Source organism: Frigoriflavimonas asaccharolytica (assembly GCF_013294015.1).
GTDB classification, from domain to species: domain Bacteria; phylum Bacteroidota; class Bacteroidia; order Flavobacteriales; family Weeksellaceae; genus Frigoriflavimonas; species Frigoriflavimonas asaccharolytica.
In genome coordinates, this window is sequence record NZ_JABSNO010000008.1 from 61361 (window position 1) to 81132 (window position 19772).

General features: G+C 31.1%; 18 protein-coding genes and 3 tRNA genes. 13 read left to right on the forward strand and 8 right to left on the reverse strand.

Features of this window, described 5'->3' with window-relative positions; genetic code table 11:
* Positions 1–63 precede the first annotated feature (63 nt).
* The 5 genes from dapA to HNQ03_RS07025 all read left to right on the forward strand — a co-directional run bounded on the left by dapA (position 64) and on the right by HNQ03_RS07025 (position 4848).
* On the forward strand, positions 64–945 hold the full coding sequence (gene dapA / locus HNQ03_RS07005) for a 4-hydroxy-tetrahydrodipicolinate synthase (protein WP_173778962.1): 882 nt from the start codon (positions 64–66) through the stop codon (positions 943–945).
* Positions 946–956: 11 nt separating this feature from the next.
* Positions 957–1454: a GNAT family N-acetyltransferase gene (locus HNQ03_RS07010; RefSeq protein ID WP_173778963.1), complete on the forward strand. Its 498-nt coding sequence runs from the start codon at positions 957–959 to the stop codon at positions 1452–1454.
* Between the two features lie 129 nt (positions 1455–1583).
* Entirely contained in the window at positions 1584–2141 is a 558-nt protein-coding gene (locus HNQ03_RS07015; RefSeq protein ID WP_173778964.1) for a helix-turn-helix domain-containing protein, read from the forward strand.
* A 15-nt stretch (positions 2142–2156) separates the two neighbouring features.
* A complete protein-coding gene (locus HNQ03_RS07020; RefSeq protein WP_173778965.1) occupies positions 2157–2603 on the forward strand; it encodes a response regulator in 447 nt (148 codons plus the stop codon).
* Between the two features lie 16 nt (positions 2604–2619).
* A complete protein-coding gene (locus HNQ03_RS07025) occupies positions 2620–4848 on the forward strand; it encodes a PAS domain-containing protein (RefSeq protein WP_173778966.1) in 2229 nt (742 codons plus the stop codon).
* 608 nt (positions 4849–5456) lie between these two features.
* Here HNQ03_RS07025 and HNQ03_RS07030 read toward each other — a convergent pair.
* From HNQ03_RS07030 to HNQ03_RS07045, 4 genes are all read right to left on the reverse strand, one after another.
* On the reverse strand, positions 5457–5843 hold the full coding sequence (locus HNQ03_RS07030; protein ID WP_194305165.1) for a hypothetical protein: 387 nt from the start codon (positions 5841–5843) through the stop codon (positions 5457–5459).
* Positions 5844–5932: 89 nt separating this feature from the next.
* Complete coding sequence (locus HNQ03_RS07035; protein WP_173778967.1) at positions 5933–7075, reverse strand: inorganic phosphate transporter; 1143 nt, start codon at positions 7073–7075, stop codon at positions 5933–5935.
* A gap of 29 nt (positions 7076–7104) precedes the next feature.
* Positions 7105–7743, reverse strand: a complete 639-nt coding sequence (locus HNQ03_RS07040; protein ID WP_173778968.1) for a DUF47 domain-containing protein — start codon at positions 7741–7743, stop codon at positions 7105–7107.
* A gap of 178 nt (positions 7744–7921) precedes the next feature.
* Positions 7922–9718: a DEAD/DEAH box helicase gene (locus HNQ03_RS07045; RefSeq protein ID WP_173778969.1), complete on the reverse strand. Its 1797-nt coding sequence runs from the start codon at positions 9716–9718 to the stop codon at positions 7922–7924.
* A 124-nt stretch (positions 9719–9842) separates the two neighbouring features.
* Here HNQ03_RS07045 and HNQ03_RS07050 point away from each other — a divergent pair, with 124 nt between their 5' ends.
* Complete coding sequence (locus HNQ03_RS07050) at positions 9843–10511, forward strand: DUF2461 domain-containing protein (RefSeq protein ID WP_173778970.1); 669 nt, start codon at positions 9843–9845, stop codon at positions 10509–10511.
* Between the two features lie 114 nt (positions 10512–10625).
* Positions 10626–12107 carry a lipopolysaccharide biosynthesis protein gene (locus HNQ03_RS07055; protein WP_173778971.1) on the forward strand — a complete coding sequence of 494 codons (1482 nt, stop codon included), beginning with the start codon at positions 10626–10628 and terminating at the stop codon, positions 12105–12107.
* Here HNQ03_RS07055 and HNQ03_RS07060 read toward each other — a convergent pair.
* The 3 genes from HNQ03_RS07060 to HNQ03_RS07070 form a co-directional block, all read right to left on the reverse strand.
* Positions 12104–13108, reverse strand: coding sequence for a hypothetical protein (locus tag HNQ03_RS07060; protein WP_173778972.1), 1005 nt, complete (start codon positions 13106–13108; stop codon positions 12104–12106). The two genes, HNQ03_RS07055 and HNQ03_RS07060, sit on opposite strands and share 4 nt — an antisense overlap.
* A gap of 84 nt (positions 13109–13192) precedes the next feature.
* Complete coding sequence (locus HNQ03_RS07065) at positions 13193–14083, reverse strand: glycosyltransferase family A protein (RefSeq protein ID WP_173778973.1); 891 nt, start codon at positions 14081–14083, stop codon at positions 13193–13195.
* 54 nt (positions 14084–14137) lie between these two features.
* Complete coding sequence (locus HNQ03_RS07070; protein WP_173778974.1) at positions 14138–15151, reverse strand: N-acetylmuramoyl-L-alanine amidase; 1014 nt, start codon at positions 15149–15151, stop codon at positions 14138–14140.
* A 131-nt stretch (positions 15152–15282) separates the two neighbouring features.
* On the opposite strand from HNQ03_RS07070, the gene HNQ03_RS07075 reads away from it, so the two are divergent.
* The 4 genes from HNQ03_RS07075 to HNQ03_RS07090 all read left to right on the forward strand — a co-directional run bounded on the left by HNQ03_RS07075 (position 15283) and on the right by HNQ03_RS07090 (position 15877).
* Positions 15283–15369: transfer RNA gene (locus tag HNQ03_RS07075), tRNA-Ser, on the forward strand.
* A gap of 23 nt (positions 15370–15392) precedes the next feature.
* A tRNA-Pro gene (locus tag HNQ03_RS07080) sits at positions 15393–15467 on the forward strand.
* Positions 15468–15501: 34 nt separating this feature from the next.
* A tRNA-Arg gene (locus HNQ03_RS07085) sits at positions 15502–15575 on the forward strand.
* 47 nt (positions 15576–15622) lie between these two features.
* Positions 15623–15877: a GIY-YIG nuclease family protein gene (locus HNQ03_RS07090; RefSeq protein WP_173778975.1), complete on the forward strand. Its 255-nt coding sequence runs from the start codon at positions 15623–15625 to the stop codon at positions 15875–15877.
* Between the two features lie 175 nt (positions 15878–16052).
* Here the strand turns inward: HNQ03_RS07090 and sppA are convergent, their stop codons facing one another.
* The gene (sppA, locus tag HNQ03_RS07095; protein WP_173778976.1) at positions 16053–17807 is read right to left on the reverse strand and encodes a signal peptide peptidase SppA; all 1755 of its coding nucleotides are present in this window, start codon (positions 17805–17807) and stop codon (positions 16053–16055) included.
* 22 nt (positions 17808–17829) lie between these two features.
* On the opposite strand from sppA, the gene folK reads away from it, so the two are divergent.
* Together folK and HNQ03_RS07105 are read left to right on the forward strand one after the other, a co-directional pair.
* On the forward strand, positions 17830–18270 hold the full coding sequence (folK, locus tag HNQ03_RS07100) for a 2-amino-4-hydroxy-6-hydroxymethyldihydropteridine diphosphokinase (protein WP_173778977.1): 441 nt from the start codon (positions 17830–17832) through the stop codon (positions 18268–18270).
* Positions 18267–19766 carry an OmpA family protein gene (locus tag HNQ03_RS07105; RefSeq protein ID WP_173778978.1) on the forward strand — a complete coding sequence of 500 codons (1500 nt, stop codon included), beginning with the start codon at positions 18267–18269 and terminating at the stop codon, positions 19764–19766. The genes folK and HNQ03_RS07105 overlap by 4 nt, the downstream gene beginning before the upstream one ends.
* The last annotated feature ends 6 nt before the right edge of the window (positions 19767–19772 follow it).

Below are 19772 nucleotides of genomic sequence, written 5' to 3' on the forward strand. Positions count from 1 at the left end.
TGAAAAATGAATATTAATTACGCAATAATTTTCATAAATTTGAATCCATAATTAATAATAAAAATGAATACACTAAAAGGAGTAGGAATTGCTTTGGTAACGCCTTTCAACGAAGATTTGTCTGTAGATTTTGAATCTCTTTCAAATTTGATAGAATATAATATAGAAAATGGCACCAATTATTTGGTTGTTTTGGGTACAACTGCAGAAGCTGCAACACTTTCTACAGAGGAGAAAAAACTTGTTGTAGAGCACGTCATCAAAATAAATAACGGCAGACTTCCATTGGTTTTAGGAATTGGTGGCAATGATACTTTGGACGTGAAAAAGCAAATAGAAAATACCGATCTTACTGCATTTACGGCTATACTTTCTGTTTCTCCTTACTACAACAAACCCAGTCAAGAAGGCTTATATCAACACTATAAAATGCTTGCTTCTACAGGCAAAAATATTATTTTATACAATGTACCAAGCAGAACTGGGCAAAATATGGAAAGCCAAACTACATTGAGATTGGCAGCAGATTTTTCTAATTTAATAATGATCAAAGAAGCTGCGCCAAATATTCTACAATATTTTGATATTCTAAGAAAAAAACCTGCAAATTTCCAATTGGTTTCTGGCGATGACGAATTTACTTTACCCGTAACTTTAGCAGGTGGCAACGGCGTAATATCTGTAATTGCACAAGGATATCCTAAAGAATTTTCTACAATGGTACAACTTGCTTTTGAGAAAAAAGTAGACGAAGCCTACAAAATTCACAATCAATTGGTGGATATTACTAGAATGATTTTCGAAGAAGGAAATCCCGGTGGAATAAAAACAGTACTTGCAGAGAAAGGCTTAATAAAAAATTATTTGAGATTGCCACTCATTCCTGCATCAGAAAAATTGCAAGATAGAATTAAGCATGAAATGAAGAGAATTTCTTCTCATTAATTGTAAAAAAAATGAAAATTGCACTAGCTAAAGAAAGCGATATTTTAGAAATTCAAAAAATTGCAACCCAATCTTGGCAAGAAAATTATCAAAACATAATTTCCCAAGAGCAAATAGATTACATGCTTCATTTAATGTATAATGAAAAGGAGTTGCAAAATCATTTTCAAAATGAGAATTACTCCTATTTTTTCATAGAAAATGAATCTGAAATGCGAATTGGAATAATGGGTGTAGAAATAAATACTGAGGAAAAAAGCACAAAACTTCATAGACTTTACCTTCTGAAATCTGAGAAAGGAAAGGGTTTTGGTAAACTCGCAATAGAATTTCTGAAAAATTGGGTAAAAGAAAAAGAAAACTCTAGGATAATATTAAACGTTAATAAATTTAATCCTGCCAAGGAATTTTATTTAAAGAATGGATTCTCAGTTTATTCTGAAGGTATTTTTGACATTGGAAACAGTTTTGTAATGGACGATTACTTGATGGAATTTGTTTTAAGCTAAATTTAAATATTTAATTTTTACACTTTATTATTCGATTTTTATATAAATGGAATGTTTTCTTGCTAAATAATTATATAATATGTAAAAATTGTTTTAGATTTACATTTTTAAAAATTAAACCATTCATCTATGAAAATCTATTTAAAATTTGATTTTAATACGATTTGCAAAAAAGTATTGCAAGAAAAACTGGATACAAAAAACCTAAAGCACAGAGTTTTAAGCTTTGGAGAAGTAGATTTTCTAGAGCACGTCTCAAAAGAAGATTTAGCAGATCTTGCTTCAGATTTTGCAGAATATGGTATAGAAATAATTGAAGATCAGAAAACTGCACTCGTGCAAAAAATTAAAGACACCCTAGTAAACATGGTGTTTTCTGATGAAGATATTCATGTAAAATCATCTGTGTATTTAGCAGAAAAGCTTAACCATAGTTATGGCTACCTTTCAAATTTATTCTCAGAAGTCACGTATACTTCTATAGAGAATTACCTTATCATGCAAAGAATTGAGCGTGCAAAACAATTAATTGTTAATAATAAACTCACGCTTACAGAAATTTCTTACAAATTGCATTATTCTAGCGTAGCACATTTGAGCACACAGTTCAAAAATACGACAGGTATTACGCCTTCGCAGTTTCAAAAAATTATCTCTAAAAGAAGAGATATTGCCAATAAATCTTAATTTCAATTTTACATTATGAATAAAGAATACATCCATATAATATTAGCAGACGACGATGAAGACGATAGATTATTCTTCACAGATGCATTTGAAGAGTTGAAAATTAGTACAAAAGTACAAACCTATAATGATGGGTCTGAATTGATGGATTATTTGAATAGTGAAGATGCCATATTACCAGAAATTTTATTCTTAGATCTAAATATGCCGAAAAAAAACGGCCTAGAATGTTTGGCTGAAATAAAAGCAAACGAAAAATTTTCTGATGTAGCCATTGCTATTTATTCTACATCATCTTCGGAGGAACATATACAAGAAACTTTTGTGAGCGGTGCCAATATTTACATCAAAAAGCCAAACGATTTTGAAAAATTGAAAAAAGTGCTTTCAGATGTAGTCACAATCAACTGGCAATACCAAACTTCTGGTTTAAACAAAGACAATTTCCTTTTAAGAATCTAAAAAATTTCCAAAAATATTGAAGAAAAATTTTTCTTTTGATAAATCTACATTTTTACTCACCGTAATATTTGTAGTATCAGCATCATTAATCTTTTTTTTGATGGCGCTCACTTATAAACACTTGGACAATCAAACCGAAGGTTATTCTAAAATAACAGATTCCTATGAAGTTTCTTTGCAATTGGAAACGCTCTATTCCAACCTGAAAGATATAGAAACGGAACGTAGAAATTATATTCTAAGTGGTACAGAAGAATCTAGAATTGAATCTAAAACCATCATCGAAGATAAAATTTTCAACAATACTAGACTGCTAAAAAATATTAAACAGTTTTCTGAAAATGATGTAGAAAATTCTAAAAATCTTGATGCGTTGCAGATGATGATATTGTATAAATATGACATCGTAAACGAAACCTACAACGGCATTGTAAACAAAGACGATGAGGAATCCGTGAAGGAATCTTTGCTTGCTGGTAAAAATGTGATGGCAAGCATTCATGATAAAATTAGAGAAATACTAGAAACCGAGCATTCTACTTTAGAAAAGCAAAAAGAAAATCTGCTATTTATTCAGAAATCTACACCCATATATTTTTACTTGATAGCAATATTTGCACTATTCCTTTTGGTGTTTGCTTTTTACAAAATAAATAGGGATGTAAAAAAGCAAAAAGAAATTAATAAGCAATTAAATCTTACTTTAAATATTTCTAAACTAGCAGAAACTGTAGGAAATTTTGGAGTTTGGGTAAACGATATTTCTAGAGAAAAAGTGCAGATTTCTGACAATTTATATAGAATGCTAGGCTATGAACCCAATGAATTTTTAGAAAAATTTTCAAATTTCATAGAAAATATCCATCCAGAAGACCAGGAGATAGTTCGAGAAAGTACTCATTTCATGTTTAAGGATAGAATCATTAAACCTTTCAGATACAGAGTTTTCAAAAAAAATAAAGAAATTAGAATTTTTGAAGTCAATGCGAGAGCAATGGTTACAGAAGAGGGAAATGAAATAACTTTAGGCATCACATCTGACATCACGGAGGAGGTGACTACTAAAGCAAATTTAGAAATCTATAATAAAGAGCTTACCCAAAGAAATAAGAATTTAAGCATAGCCAATGAAACTTTTGGGGAAGCAGAAAAAATAGGAGAATTTGGTACTTGGCAATGGATGATTACTGAAAATAAATTTAATTTTTCTGATAATTATCTAAGGATGAATGGTTTTGATCCTGCTAATTTTGATCAAAAACTTAACACAATCCTTAAAATTATACATCCAGACGATGTGGATTTTGTGAAAACAAGGGTTGCAAAAATGTATAATCTAGAACAGTGCGATACTTTCACGCATAGAATCTTTCGCAAAGATACTGGTGAATTGCGCTATATTAGCGTAGCTAGTAGATTGACCAAAGATGTACAAAATGAAGATTATTTTCTGGTGATAAGTTCAGATATTACCGAAGAATTTTTGGATAAAAAGAACATTGAGGAACAGAATAGAATTTTAGAGGCAAATAACAAAGAATTGCACGCATTCAACTATGTTGCAAGTCACGATTTGCAAGAGCCATTACGTAAAATAGAAACATTTATCTCTAGATTGAAGGATAAGGATTATGATAATTTATCCGAAAGTGGACAAAAATACTTTGAAAGAATACAATTTGCCGCTGGTAGAATGCGAAAATTAATTGATGATTTATTGCAATTTTCAAGAAGTACGAGGGTAGAAAAAAATTATGAACTGGCAGATTTAAACGAGCTTTTTCATAATGCAGAAGACTCTAACAATGTTTTAATTTTGGACAAAGATGCCATTATCACAAAAAATGCATTGCCAAACTTGAGAGTAATTCCGTTCCAAATACAGCAATTATTTTCTAATTTAATCAATAATTCTTTAAAATATTCCAATCCAGATATTTCTCCTAAAATATCTCTGAAAGTTGAAAAATTAGAAGCAAAATATATTGCGGAGATATCCCAAAATGCTGATGAAATTTTTTATAAGTTTACTTTTAGTGATAACGGAATAGGTTTTCAACAGGATTATGCCAACAAGATATTTGAACTTTTTGCAAGACTACACGGTAAAACAGAATACGATGGAACGGGAATTGGACTCGCTATTTGCAAAAAGATTGTAGAAAACCATCAAGGATATATATTCGCAAAATCAAATATTGGAGAAGGTTCTCAGTTCATAATCTATCTTCCAGAGAATTTGTAAAAATATTTTGTAAAGATCCATCTATATATTATAACGATTTCAATCTAAAAATCTACAACTTTGCATCTAAATAAGATTACAAACTTATGAGGTAGAATTTTTCTGTAATTATTTCTAAAATTTTTATCAGATTTTCTACAATTCAAAGTAATTTTAAATTCGCATTGTGGACAAGTTTATAGAAATGAAAAGCAAAATTTTTTATTATTTTTCAGCATTCCTTTTATTAATATGGTTGTGTGGCTATCTTATGTTCAATTTGGAAGGACTTTTTCATATAACTTTCTTTGTAGCTGTAATGATATTATTATTAAAAATTTTGCACGATTATAGAAATATTGAGTAAATTCTTACCGCAAAAAATCTAAGGAAATAAATTAAAAATATATTTAAAATATTCTTTTTTCAATTTCCACAAAATATAATTCTGTTGAGCTTCTAAATTATGAAAGAGTAAAATTAGGAGTTGATGAACATGCTCATCTCTCGTAATAGTCCTTTTTTAAGGTAATTGGTAGCTTAATTTCTGTTATAGTTCTCTCGAATAAATATTGGAGTTAATCTTAGTTTTTTCTCCTTAATAGTACTTTCTAAACTATTCGACCTTTTTAAATATTTATACTATAAACATCCGTTCCATTTCTCTGGATATTTGGTACATAAAAACCACCTTCTTCAGGTATAATCTCAGCAAAATCAAAGTGGGTACAATCTTTTGGCAGTCCGCTGAAAATTAAAGTAAACCAATATTCCTTTACAAAGGGAACTTCTATCCAATCGGGATTTAAACAGATATTATCCGCAAAAAGCAACCTGCTTTTATGAGAAGATTGTGTATCCAACAAATAGGTAGTCCGCCAGATTCTGATCAATATACCAACTGCAAAATCACTTTTCAGACAACAATGCACGATAACCTGCTGCTCTGTAGAAATTTCAGATTGTATTTGGCTCAAAATTTCTGGTTCAATGAAAGGTTTTATAATTGTTGGCAAAATATAGAATTAACTTTTAGAAAATTTAAATATAATAAAAAAGCTTTATCAAAATTGATAAAGCTTTAAATATTTGTTAGGAATAAAATTTAAACAAGAAAACGTGTAATTAAATACACAATTCCGGCCATCAATGCAGAAATTGGTATGGTAAGAACCCAAGCCCAAAGCAAACTGATAGTAATTCCCCATCTTACAGCAGAAACTCTCTTGGTAACACCTACACCAATGATAGAACCAGTAATGGTATGTGTTGTAGAAACTGGTATTCCCAAATGATCTGTAAGGAACAAAGTAATTGCACCTGCCGTTTCTGCAGCTACACCTTCTAATGGAGTTACTTTTGTAATTTTCGTGCCCATTGTTTTAATTATTTTCCAACCTCCACTCATTGTTCCCAATGCGATTGCAAGAAAGGAAACCAATGGTACCCAAAGATAATGCTCTGTAAAATAATTAAAACGATCTGCAGTTGCTATATTTAAATAAACAGGATCTTGCAACATTTGCACATGATAGTAAATAATAGCTGCACCGATAATACCCATAACTTTCTGGGCATCATTCAAACCATGACCAAGACTGAAAAGTGCGGAAGAAGCTAATTGAAGCTTTTTGAAAACACTATCAGCATTTCTTGGAGTAGAATTTTTTGCGAAGAAAACAATAATGTGTGTCAAAATTATTGAAATAAACATACCAATAATTGGTGCTAAAAATATAAATAAGAAAATCGGAATTACCTTGCTATATTTTACAACATCTTGAGTAAACAACTGCTTAAAGGCAAGCTGCATTTTTTCAAAAAATTGCATACCTGGGTTTTCTATAGCTATCAAATGATAATCCATCATTAAGGCATTCATCAAAGCTGCGCCTAAAAAACCACCAATTAAGGTATGTGAAGAAGACGAAGGAATACCAAACCACCATGTGAAAAGATTCCAGATGATAGCGGCAACCAAACCTGCGAAAATCACTTCTAAATTGATGAAATTTTCATTAACTGTTTTGGCTATGGTGTTTCCAATTTTGAATTCGCCTATGATGTATAACGCGATGAAAAAAGCGGCAAAATTCCAAAGTGCTGCCCAAAGTACAGCTTGAAAAGGGGTGAGAACCTTCGTAGAAACGATGGTTGCTATTGAGTTTGCAGCATCATGAAAACCATTGATATAATCAAATACCAAGGCTAGTGCTACAATTATTATTAAAAAAATAGGAAAATCCATTATTAGAATTTTAAATTAATAAGTAGATTTTAAGAGTATTTGATGATGATGTTTTCCATTGTATTGGCAACATCTTCTGCTTTATCTGTAACGATTTCTAAATATTCGAAAACAGATTTAACTTTGATGATGTTGATTGCATCTCCTGTTTCAAATAATTTTACCAAAGCCTGAGAAAGCACGTCGTCTGCGATGTTTTCTATACTATTAATTTTGATACAAGCTTCTTTTACAGCTGCAGTATTTTTGAAACCATTCAAATTTTTAATTGCTATTTGAATTTCCAAACAAGCTTTATATATCAATAAAGAAAATTCTGCATAAGCAGCAGTTTCTGGGCTTTTATACAAATAAATATATTTTGTAGAAGCGTAGATATAATCTGCAATATCGTCTAAACCACTTGCTAGAAGACTGATATCTTCTCTATCAAACGGTGTGATGAAATTTTGACCTAATTCCACATATATTTTGTGCGTAGATTCATCATTTTGATGTTCAAAATCGCTCATTTTCTGTAGAAAAGTTTCGTCATTTTGATCAAACTCTTGTATGCCTTCGTGAAAAGTCTTAGACATATTTACTAATGTGTCTGCTACTTGCTCAAACAATACAAAGAAAACCTTGTCTTTTGGCTGAAACATTTTGAAAATATTACCTACTGCCATAATTTTAAAATTATTTTATTTTTAAGAGTGCAAATATCCTATTATTAAATGTTTCAAAGGGAAAATTCATGTTAAATTTACGTAACATTAATGCCAAACCGACGAAAGTTATCAACAATTAAAACTAAAAAAACCAGCATTTTGCAATGCTGGTTTTAGTATAATTAAAGAATAAAAATTAGTTTGCTTCTTCAGCTCGCATATCTTTCCCTTTGAACTTCATTTCTTGAATATTTTTCAAAACTTCATTTTTGAAATCTTTTTCTACCTCGAAAAAGGTAAATTTATCCATAATTTCTATATCCCCGATATCTGGACGGTTTTTATTTTTCTTGGTTGCACTGTTTACTATTTCCAGCATATCCATTTTTTTCAAACCATCTTTTTTTCCAAGGTTGAAGAAAAATCTCACCATGTCGCCATTGCTCTTTCTCTTTCTGTCCGATCTTCCTCCTTCTCTATAACTACCGCCATCTCTATCTCCGCCTCTAAAATCACGATCTCCACCTCGGGAATCTCTATCTCTTCCTCCTCTATCAGAACTGTAATCACGATCTCTTCCTCTACCACCATCTCGGCCTCCTCTATCACGATCTCTATCTCTTCCTCCTCTACCACGATCTCTATCTCCGCCTCTTCCATCATCTTTGCTGAATTTTTCATCTTCCAAATCTCTCTTATCATGATAATAAGTAGCAAGATCTTTCAATTGAAATTGTAGCAATTTGTGCACTAATTCTTCTTTAGAAAATGCAGATAGATCTGGAATTAAATTATCATCAAAACTGAAAATATCTTCATGCTCGGTAAATAATTTTTCAAAAACGCCACCAACTTGTGCTTTGATGATTTCTTCTCCAGTAGGAATTTTCTTTTCGTGAATATCTATTTTTGTAGAAGATTTTATTTGTTTTAATTTTCTACTTTCTTCTGGTTTAATTAAAGAGATAGCTATACCTGCTTTTCCTGCTCTACCAGTTCTACCACTTCTGTGTACGAAAACTTCTGGATCATCTGGCAAAGAAAAATGGATAACATGCGTCAAAGAATCTACATCCAAACCTCTCGCTGCAACATCTGTTGCTACCAAAATATCAATATTTTTAAGACGGAATTTTTTCATTACCGTATCACGTTGCGCTTGAGAAAGATCTCCGTGCAAAGCATCTGCAGCATATCCGTTTTGCATCAAGAAGTCTGCAATTTCTTGCGTTTCCATTCTTGTTCTACAGAAAATAATAGAATATTGATTAGGATTTGCATCAATCAAACGTTTTAGCGCTTCTTTTTTTCTTCTGTAATTAACTACATAAAATTCATAAGCGATGTTTTTCTTTACCGCATCTTTAGATTCTACTGTAATTTTGTGAGCATTGTTCAAGTAATTTTTAGAAATACGCTCTACTTCTCTATTCATTGTTGCAGAGAAAAGCATGGTGCGTTTTTCAGCAGGTGTCTCTCTCAAAATAGTTTCCAAATCGTCTTTGAAACCCATAGAAAGCATTTCATCTGCCTCATCCAATACTAAATACTGAATTTCGGAAAAATCTAAAGATCTTCTGTTAATAAGATCAATAACTCTACCTGGCGTACCTACAATTATTTGCGGTTTGTTTTTGATAGCACGTATTTGATCAGAAATACTACTACCACCATAAACTGCAACCGTTTTCAGGTCGCGCATGTGTTGTGTGTAAGATTGTATGTCTTTGGTTATTTGTAAACAAAGTTCTCTAGTAGGACAAAGAACCAAGAACTGTATCGTTCTGCTAGATTCTTCTATTTGTTCTAAAACTGGCAGCGAAAAAGCTGCAGTTTTCCCCGTTCCTGTTGCTGCAAGAGCAATAAGGTCTCTATCATCTTCTAGGATGAAAGGAATCGCTTGTTTTTGAATTTCTGTTGGCTTTTCGTAGCCTAATTCTCCAATTGCTTTAAGTAAATTCGGACCTAAATTGGATTCTGTAAATAAGTTCATTAAAGATTTTTAATATTTTGCAAAGATACGCTTTTTATTAATGATAATTATTTGATATCTTTATTGTGTTTTTGTGAATCACATTCTGTGAAAAAATTTTATATTTGAGAATAAATTTATTTCAATGTCCAATCAAATTCAAAAACAAACTTTCCAATTCCTGAAAAATCTAAAAACCAATAACAACAGAGAATGGTTTGCAGATAATAAGGTAGATTATGAATTGGCGAAAGAAAACATCACAGGTTTCATAAATCATCTTATAGAAAATTTAGCAGAAACAGACCCAGAAATCCTGAAAATTGAGGGCAAAAAAGCAATGTTTAGAATTTATAGAGATGTGCGCTTTTCTTTGGATAAAACTCCATACAAAACGCATTTTGGCGCTAGTTTGGGAATGGGAAAATACAACCGGACTTCTGGTTACTACTTGCATTTGGAACCTGGAAATTCTTTTGTAGCTGGTGGAGTTTATCTGCCAGAAAAGGAAAATTTAAAAAAAATAAGAAAAAGCATTAGCAATAATCCAAAAGAATTTTTGGAAATTGTGAATGATGAGAATTTTAAACAAACATTTACAGAATTATCTACAGAAGATAAGCTGAAAAGAATTCCACAGGGTTTTGATAAAGAAGATAAAATGGAAGATTTTTTAAAATTAAAAAGTTTTGTGGTAAGATTTCCAATTAAAGATCAAGATTTTATGAAGGCAGAAAGTATTGAAAAAATTGCCGCTATTTTAAACTTAATGAAACCCCTGAATGAATTTATAGAAATGAGCATAAAAGAATAGCGAACGGAAAAATAAAAATTTAGTAGCAATTTTATATATTTGCAATTCTTCAATTTTAAAATGATAAGAAATAATATAAAATTTATTTTTTAGAATAATATAAATTTTTAAAAAATGAGCGTTGTAGCTAGGCAAGGTTTCAAATATTCTTTAATAGGATATTTTGGTTTTTTATTGGGTGCAGTTGCTACTTATTTACTATTTCCACAAAATTTTGATTTTTACGGTAGGTTGGGTTTAGTGCTTTCTTACGCAATGATTCTTACTCCTGTTGTAGTTTTCGGAGTTTCTTTTTCTAATGTTAAATTTCACGAGATTGCTAAAAAAGATAATAAGCATCAAAATTTATTATCACTTTCTTTAGTTTTCGTATTGGGAAACTACCTATTCTGTCTGGCACTTTTCTTTTTGTTTTTCTTCGTATTTCCGCAGTACAGAGATTCTAAGATGTGGAATCTGAAGCAATTTATTTTGCCACTGGTACTTTTATTATCCCTTTCTGCAATTTTCAATAAATATATTAGCAACTTCAAAAGAATTGTAGTTCCCAATATTTTCGAGAATATTTTTCCGAAAATGGCCAACATTATTGCATTTATACTCTTCTTTTATTTTGGATTTTCAGAAAGCGCTTCATTTTTGTTCTTTTTAGGAATATTTGTATTAGCATTGATTGGTTATTATATTTATGCAAATTCATTAGAAAAAATAACCTGGAATTACAACCTAGATTTTTTAAAAAAAGAAAAATTATACAAAGATATTTTTAATTATAGTTTCTATGGCTTTTTAGGAAATATCGGGTATTTTATAGCCATAAAAATTGATACCATAATGATCAGCGAGCATTACGTGAACGATAAAGAAACTGGAATATACCTAACGTTATACGCAATTGTAGCACTTATTTCTATCCCACAATTAGGTTTGTTCAATATTTCTGCGCCCATCATCAACAAAAGTTTTGCAGAAAATAATATGGAAGAGTTGGATCGCTTTCACAAAAAAACTTCACTTTCACTATTTTTTTTAGGTGCAGTTTTATTCTCGTGCATTTTGGTTGGTTTTCCCTTTTTAACGGTCTACATTAAAAATGGCGATCTACTTCTGGAATCCGAACCCGTCATCTGGATCATCGGTTCCGCAGTTTTGATAGATCTTCTCACGGGTTTCAATGGCAACATTATTTCCATGTCCAAATATTATCGATTTAATATAGTGATTATGGTTGCTTTAGCTTTTCTTACAGTACTTTTAAATTTTTATTTTTTAAAAAACACAACGCTAGGAATTATTGGTATTGCTATAGCAACAGCAATATCCCTAACTTTATACAACTCGGTGAAATTACTATTCAACTATATTAAATTTAAAGTTCACCCTTTAACTATAGAATTAATTTACACCTCATTAATTTGCACAATTGCGATTACCATCGTATTATTTCTGCCGATATTTGAGAACAATTTTATCAATTTAATCTACAAACCTGCAGTTCTGCTAATGATTATTTTTGTTGGAAATTATTTTCTAAAAATCTATCCTCTAGATCAATATTTGAATATAAAATTCATCAAAAATATGCTGAAATTTTAGAATAAATTTTCTAGCGTATTTTCCAAATCTTTCAAAACTTTTGCCTTTTCAAATGCTGCGAAATACTTTTTCTGTTTTAAATTATAAAAAGTGCTGATCTGATCTTCAAGTTCACCTTCATTATTTAAAATAAATGGATAATTCCTTGAAAATTCTTTTGGCAGAAATGCTATTTTTTGATATTTGATCGCATCACCAACAATCCCTGACATTTTTGTATCATTATAAAATTCTTTATTGCTAAAAAATTCTGTAGAAATTTGCAATGGACACCAAAGAAAAGTCGCGCTGTGCATGTAAAAATCAAAATCTATTTGAGAAACCTTTTCTTTAAAATAGACGATTTTCAGATTTTCAAAATTATTTTTTTCAAATTTAATCAGCCAATTTAATTCCTCATTTTGAGCTTTACCCAGAAAAACAATTTCAACTTTAGGATATTTTTTAGAATTATTTTTTCCAAAAACTTCTAATTTTTTCAAAACTTCTCTATAATTTCTTCTAGATTGCGAGACGCTGCCAGGAATGACAATCGATATATCTGGATTAATTTCTTCTTCAATTTGAGCGGTATAAAATATCGGTAAATAGGTAAATTGATCTTTCGCGATATTTAAATTTTCATCTAAAATAAAAAGATTGTTCGCATCTTTATGCAACTTATTTTTAGAAAGTAAACCTTCAAAAAAGAGCAATTTTAATCGGAAAATACACTCTTTTTTAAACACATTAAAAAATAATCGACGTCTTTTTAATTGAGAAAAATTAACATTATGAACTACAATAGAAGTCTTATAATGTGATGAAATTTTTAAAAAAATATTGAAATACCTGTGTGCAGTACCAATAATCACTAAATCATAAACATGATTATCTCCAATTTTCTTTAGCAAATTTTTGCTTTCGGCGAGAAAAACATTGGAAGTTTCTTTAAGATTTAGTTGCCTCATTATTTTTGCAGAAAAAAAATAATCTACCTCAAAAATTTTAGAATCATTCATTAAATTTCTGAATTTTTCGGCAATTTCTGCGTGTGTATCAATTTCTATGTAGGCTATTTTTTTAATAATTGAATTTTAGATTATTTAAAATTTAATTTTACCCTTCATTTCTTTCCAACGCAGATTTCGGATGTATTTTATTTCTTCTATCGTTAATTCTCGCTTATGTTTTTGTTTAAAAAATGAATTCATTATTACAAAAAAATTGCTGATAGAATTATCTTTTGAAGCAGATTTTGCCGCAGATATTGCAGCAAGTGGGGAATTGAGACCAATATTGTAAAAATAGATACCTAATTTTTCAGCTTTTTGTTTTTGATATAGAAATGCTGTAGGTTTTAGATGTTTCACCCACAAATCTTTGATGGTAATGGTTTCCCAATGATTCATTTTTGCGAGCATAACATCAATATTATCCCAACCAAGCACTCTACGAAGCCCATTCATATCTTCAAAGCATTTTTTTCTGTAAGATTTAATCGGACCTCGAACATGATTTTTTGAAGATAAATTTTCAAATTTCCAATAGTTTTCTGCGTTTTCGAAATTAAAAATATCATCTAAAATATTTCCCTTTTTGTTGATGAAAACAAGACCAGAAACCATCCCAGCTTTTGGATTTCTTTCATAAATTGTATTTAATTCTGATAGATAATTTTTTGGAAAAATAATATCAGCATCAAATTTACAGATCACATCAAAATCTTTCAAATCACGAGTTTGTAAACCTTTATAGAAGGTTTGAACTACTTTTGCACCAGGTGAATGTATAGATTTTTCTAAATTAATGAGCTGAAATTGCTTGGAAAAATCATCCTGGATAAATGATTCAATTTTTTGTTGAGATTCATCAGTAGAACCATCATTCACAATCACGCATTCAAAATTTTTGAAACTTTGATTCGCAAGAGATTGCAAATTATCAAAAATGAAACTTTCTTCGTTGTGAACAGGAATTATTATAAGAAATTTCAAAGTATCAGCTGATTTTATTTAATTTTAAAAAATTTAATAAAGAAGATCTTACAATTATTTACCTGGATATTTCTGCAACAAAGCTTGCAAAATTGAATACGTACCCAAATCTAAAACGCCATCATAATTTTCTGGACGAAATCTGTATTGAAAAGATTCTACAACCCTCATATTTTCCGTATTCCAACTTCCGGTAGGTACGATATCATAGCCAAAATTCTGCAAGTCTGATTGTACTTTAAATATAAATGTATTTTTATCTTTCATACTATCAAAAGTAGAAAGGGATTTCATCATCACATTTTTCATTGTTGCATCATCATACCACATCCCAATCTTTTCTTCTTCGTACAATTTCTTCCAAGGAAACATTGGTCCTGGATCTTGTTTTCGCGTTGGCGCTACGTCTGAATGTCCAAGTATGTTTGTAGGCGGAATTTGATAGCGGTCTGCAATATCTTTCACTAATTTGAAAACTTTTTTGAGTTGATTTTCATTAAAGGGTGCGAAAACCTTTTTTCCTATCGAATCTACAGTGTATCCCATATTGGTAATTTCTATACCGATTGAATTATCATTTAAGTTTTTATCATTCCTCCAAACGCTTAAACCTGCGTGGTAAGCGCGCTTATTTTCGTCTACCAATTGGTAAATTTGGTTATCCTCTTTATCATTAACCAAATAGTGTGCACTTACGCCGCGTTGTGTTAGGGCTAAAATCGACTTATCATCATCAATGGCCGTGTAGTGAAGAATAATATATTTCTGGCGAAAATTCTGCGCTAAAGAAGGGAAATAAGTTTTGACAACTTTAAAACCTTTTGGTTCTGCCGTTACGATGGAACCATAACTTGTCGTATTGTCGTTTTTGGTTATATCGCCAATATTATTTTTAAAAAATTCTACGCCTTTATAAGAAACAACTTCATGCTTTTTTTCCACTATTTTTTCTGTCGCGGTGGTAATAGGCTTTGGTTTTGTTTCAATATTTCGATTTGTTGAATTTTTTTGAGCAGAACAAGAAAAAACTAAAAAGCTTAATCCCATAATAGTTAGGCATTTATGCATGAATATTTGTTTTGAGTAATAATAATTCCAAAAATACAAAAAATTTAGACTAAAAAATTTTGGTAGATATCAAAAAACTTTCTATATTTGCACTCGCAATTGAGAAAAGAAGTTCATAAAAACATTGCAATGGAGAGTTGCCTGAGTGGCCGAAAGGACTTGTTTGCTAAACAAGCGTATGGGAAACTGTACCAAGGGTTCGAATCCCTTACTCTCCGCAACTTTCTAGGAAAATATTATTCGGGGCGTAGCGTAGTCCGGTCATCGCGCCTGGTTTGGGACCAGGAGGTCGCAGGTTCGAATCCTGCCGCCCCGACTTTTTTTATTAATTTTTTGCAAAAAATTATTATGGGTGCGTAGCTCAGCTGGATAGAGCATCTGCCTTCTAAGCAGACGGTCACAGGTTCGAATCCTGTCGCGCTCACTTAAACCTCACAATTTATTGTGAGGTTTTTTTATTTAAAATCTTTCATGGTTTATTGTTACATCCTCTTTTCGAAAGCATTAAATAAATTTTACATCGGCCATACTTCTGAAAATTTGGACGAAAGATTGCGTAAACATTTATCAAATCATAAAGGATTTACTTCTAAAACTAAAGACTGGGAAATAGTTTTTTTTGAAGAATTTTCTTCAAAATCTGATGCTTACAAAAGAGAATTAGAAATAAAAAAATGGAAAAGCGCAGTGAAAATTAAAAAATTAATAGAAACAGCCACCGAATAGAGCATCCCGATTTTCTAAATCGGGACGGTCACAGAGCCTGTACCGATTCATCGGTATTCGAATCCTGTCGCGCTCACTTAAACCTCACAATTTATTGTGAGGTTTTTTTTATTTAAAATTTAATGCAAAAAAAACGCCTCAATTTAAATTGAGACGCTTTAGATATCTGAAAATTTTATTTTATTTCTATTTTATAAGGCATTTCCATCTTGATGCCCTCTTTTATTTTTGGGTTGGTCATTTGATTAAATAATTCGTAATTTTCTTTCCCCAATTTATTTTCTAAAATTTTTGTAGAAATTTCTTCTTTATCCATCGTTTTAAATATTTGCTCAAATTTGGAAAGCTTTTTCGGGTAAGTTCCAATTTTCGGATTTTTCAATCCTGCTTTTTGAGTTGCATATTCTATTGCGTTGTGTAAAGAACCTAGCTCATCTACCAAACCTATTTGCTTTGCACGTGTGCCAGACCAAACTCTACCTCCACCGATTTCGTCTATTTCTGCGAACGATTTTTTTCTGTTTGCAGATACAAAATTAACAAATCTACTGTAGGTGTTTTCTACGTTTTTCGTCATGATGGTAACAGCACCCGGAGTAAGCCCATTGATAGGAGAATACATCGCAGAATTTGCATTTGTGCTTACAACTTCAGATTTTACACCATTTTTGTTGGCCAATTCTTTGAAATAAGGGATTATTCCAAATACCCCAATAGAACCTGTGATGGTATTTGGTTCTGAATAAATTTTGTCTGCCGCCATAGAAATATAATATCCACCAGATGCTGCATAATCCCCGAAAGAAACTACTAAAAGTTTTTTCTTTTTCAGTGCTGCTAATTCAAATAAAATCTGATCTGACGCATTTGCACTTCCACCAGGAGAATTCACTCTTAAAACTACTGCTTTAACATGGTCATTGTCTGCTAACTTTTTTATTTGTTTAATGAAATCTACGGCGTAAATATCATTATATCCTTCCCCGTCATATATGGTACCAGATGCGTACAACACTGCAACTTGATCAGCACTACTTCCAACTTCATCTTTATAGGATTTTATATATTTTTCAAAAGTGATGCGATTAATTTTTTTATCATCTTTTATATTTAATTTTTTTCTAATAATTTGGTCGTATTCAGATTTTTGAATTAATTTATCCGCCAATTTATATTTGGTTGTCAATTCTGGTAAAATTCCATAGAGACTATCTACTACAGTTTTAAACTGTAAAGAGTCAATTTTTCTTGAATTATAAATTTTTGAAGAAGTATTTTTCCAAATATCACCGAGAAGTGTAGACATTTGCAACCGATTTTCTGGAGACATATCATTCCTCATGAAAGGTTCTACAGCAGCTTTGAAAGTACCATGTCGGATTATTTCTGTACTAATGCCGTATTTATCTGCAAAATCTTTAAAAAACATTATTTCTGTAGACATTCCCTTTAATTCTATACCTCCAGCTGGACTTAAAAAATATTGATCAGCTACGGAACTAAGATAATACGAGGATTGCCCAACTGTATTACCGTAAGCATAGATAAATTTGCCACTTTTTTTAAAATCAATTAAAGCAGCTCGTAAATCGTCTATTTGTGTAAGACCAGCACTTACCACATCCGCTTCCAAACTTATACCCATGATATTTTTATCATCCTTGGCATTTTTTACAGCTTCTATCATATCGTAGATGAGAACAGATTTATTTTCATCCTGGCTAAATAGAGACGATTGATTTTCTGTTGGACTGTCTATAATTTTTGTATTTAAATTTAATGTAAGCACAGAATTAGACGCCACATCTTCCTTAGAATCCTCTCCCATTGCGCTCGCTGAAACAAGAATTACCAGAAAAAGTGCAAAACCAATAAAAACTATAGTAATAGCTACTATATTTGCAAGCACAAGTTTAAAAAAAGTTTTCATAATATAAATTAATTTGAAGTATATGTCGCAACATGTTTCTGTTTTGTTACTCGGGAGTAATTTGGGCAACAAAACGAACAATATAGAAGAAGCCCTGAAATGCTTAGAAAATGAAGGATGCGAAATTTTTCAAAAAACTGAGATTGCTATAAGTTTGCCGGTGGAGTTTGTTAGTTCTAATAATTTTTGTAATATTGCAACTTCAATTAGAATGCATTATTCACCTGTACAGCTGCTTAATATTATAAAAAAAATAGAGCGAAATATGGGAAGAATGTATGATAGTAAAGCAATTGGTGGGTATGAAGATAGAATCATAGATATAGATATTATATCTTTTGATGGCATAAATTTTTCGTCAAGGAAGTTAGAAATTCCTCATTTAAAGAACACATTAGAAAGAGAATTCTCTAAAGTACTATTAATTGAATTAGAAAATTTAAATAAAAAACATAACATATGAAATTAAATTTATTAATGCTTCTTGCTTTTCCAATAGCTATGTATGCTCAGGACAGCACAGAGGTGAAAATGATGGATGAATATCCAAATACATTTTCTTCCGGCTCATCAAATGTTCAAAAATTTGATAATAATGCAAGAAGATTTAATGATTGGTCTATATCCGTAGGTGGTGGTAGTGCATTTATGACACATGCAGATTTAACTTCTTTTTACAATGATAAAATTAATTGGGGTTATAATGCATATGTAAGCTTAGATAAGCAGATCACACATGTTTTTGGTTTAAGTGCTCAATATCAAATGGGTAAAACCAATCAAAAAGCTCAACTTCCTGGTATTAATGGAGTAATATCTGGTGTAGCAAATGCTTACACAAAGTACCAACAAGTTTCTTTAATTGGAGATGTTAACTTTTCAAATATTTTGAGAAGAGTTGATAATTTTTCTCCGTACAGATGGTCCTTACATGGCTACGCTGGGATAGGTTTCCAAGCTTATCAGACAGAATTGATTGACGCAGATGCTTCTAGATACAGTACTGTACCTGCAAGAATTCCAATTATGATAGATCAGAAACTTGGTATAGCTTCTTTTTTCTATCAAGGAGGTCTGGGTGTGAAATATAAAGTTTCTAGGCGTGTGGATATCGAAGCTAGAGGTATGTACATTATTAGTGGTGATGAAGAATTTGATGGTGGAAGTGAAACCAGAGAATTTACAGGACCAAACGGACCTAGAATTAATTATAATTTAATTAATGATACGTACAGTGACAATATGTTAACTGTAAATCTTGGTTTATCATTCAAACTTGGGAAAAACACTTCCCATTTAGCTTGGCATGATCCTTTGCAAGAAAGCTATGCAAGAATTAATATTTTAGAAAATTCTGCAGTAGATTTTACAGTTTGCGAAAGTGGTGATAATGATAACGATGGAGTATGTGATGATTGGGATAGAGAACTTAATACTCCAAGTGGAGCAAGAGTAGATGGAGCAGGTGTTGCTTTGGATATGGATTTAGATGGAACTATAGATTTATATGACAAATGTGTAACTGTACCAGGACCAGCAGATAATATGGGTTGCCCAAACACTCCAGTTGTTATAAAAAATAATAATACACAGATAGAAGAGATTAATAAAGAATTTGAAGGTATCGAATTTGCTTTAAATAAAGATGTTATCAGATCTCAATCTTTTGATAAATTAAATAATGCTGCAAAAATAATCCAATCTTTAGATTCTAATCAACAGTTTATAGTTGTTGGTGCTACAGATACAAGAGGTTCTGATGCTTATAATTTAAAATTATCACAACAAAGAGCAGATGCTGTTGTAAAATATCTTAACGGAAGAGGAGTTCCACAATCTATGTTAATTGCAGAAGGAAGAGGTGAAAAAGATCTTAAATATCCAGAATGCGATCCTGCAACCAATTGTCCTGAAGAAAAAAACGAAGCAAATAGAAGAGTTTATTTCCAAGCAAAATAATAAACT

Excerpts from the sequence above, each read along its gene's own strand:
- dapA (WP_173778962.1), top strand. The coding sequence starts at position 64 with ATGAATACACTAAAAGGAGTAGGAATTGCTTTGGTAACGCCTTTCAAC.
- HNQ03_RS07015 (WP_173778964.1), top strand. The coding sequence starts at position 1,584 with ATGAAAATCTATTTAAAATTTGATTTTAATACGATTTGCAAAAAAGTA.
- HNQ03_RS07050 (WP_173778970.1), top strand. The coding sequence starts at position 9,843 with ATGTCCAATCAAATTCAAAAACAAACTTTCCAATTCCTGAAAAATCTA.
- HNQ03_RS07040 (WP_173778968.1), bottom strand. The coding sequence starts at position 7,743 with ATGGCAGTAGGTAATATTTTCAAAATGTTTCAGCCAAAAGACAAGGTT.
- folK (WP_173778977.1), top strand. The coding sequence starts at position 17,830 with ATGTCGCAACATGTTTCTGTTTTGTTACTCGGGAGTAATTTGGGCAAC.
- HNQ03_RS07055 (WP_173778971.1), top strand. The coding sequence starts at position 10,626 with ATGAGCGTTGTAGCTAGGCAAGGTTTCAAATATTCTTTAATAGGATAT.
- HNQ03_RS07035 (WP_173778967.1), bottom strand. The coding sequence starts at position 7,075 with ATGGATTTTCCTATTTTTTTAATAATAATTGTAGCACTAGCCTTGGTA.
- HNQ03_RS07020 (WP_173778965.1), top strand. The coding sequence starts at position 2,157 with ATGAATAAAGAATACATCCATATAATATTAGCAGACGACGATGAAGAC.
- HNQ03_RS07105 (WP_173778978.1), top strand. The coding sequence starts at position 18,267 with ATGAAATTAAATTTATTAATGCTTCTTGCTTTTCCAATAGCTATGTAT.
- HNQ03_RS07060 (WP_173778972.1), bottom strand. The coding sequence starts at position 13,108 with ATGAATGATTCTAAAATTTTTGAGGTAGATTATTTTTTTTCTGCAAAA.
- HNQ03_RS07090 (WP_173778975.1), top strand. The coding sequence starts at position 15,623 with ATGGTTTATTGTTACATCCTCTTTTCGAAAGCATTAAATAAATTTTAC.
- HNQ03_RS07070 (WP_173778974.1), bottom strand. The coding sequence starts at position 15,151 with ATGCATAAATGCCTAACTATTATGGGATTAAGCTTTTTAGTTTTTTCT.
- sppA (WP_173778976.1), bottom strand. The coding sequence starts at position 17,807 with ATGAAAACTTTTTTTAAACTTGTGCTTGCAAATATAGTAGCTATTACT.
- HNQ03_RS07045 (WP_173778969.1), bottom strand. The coding sequence starts at position 9,718 with ATGAACTTATTTACAGAATCCAATTTAGGTCCGAATTTACTTAAAGCA.
- HNQ03_RS07010 (WP_173778963.1), top strand. The coding sequence starts at position 957 with ATGAAAATTGCACTAGCTAAAGAAAGCGATATTTTAGAAATTCAAAAA.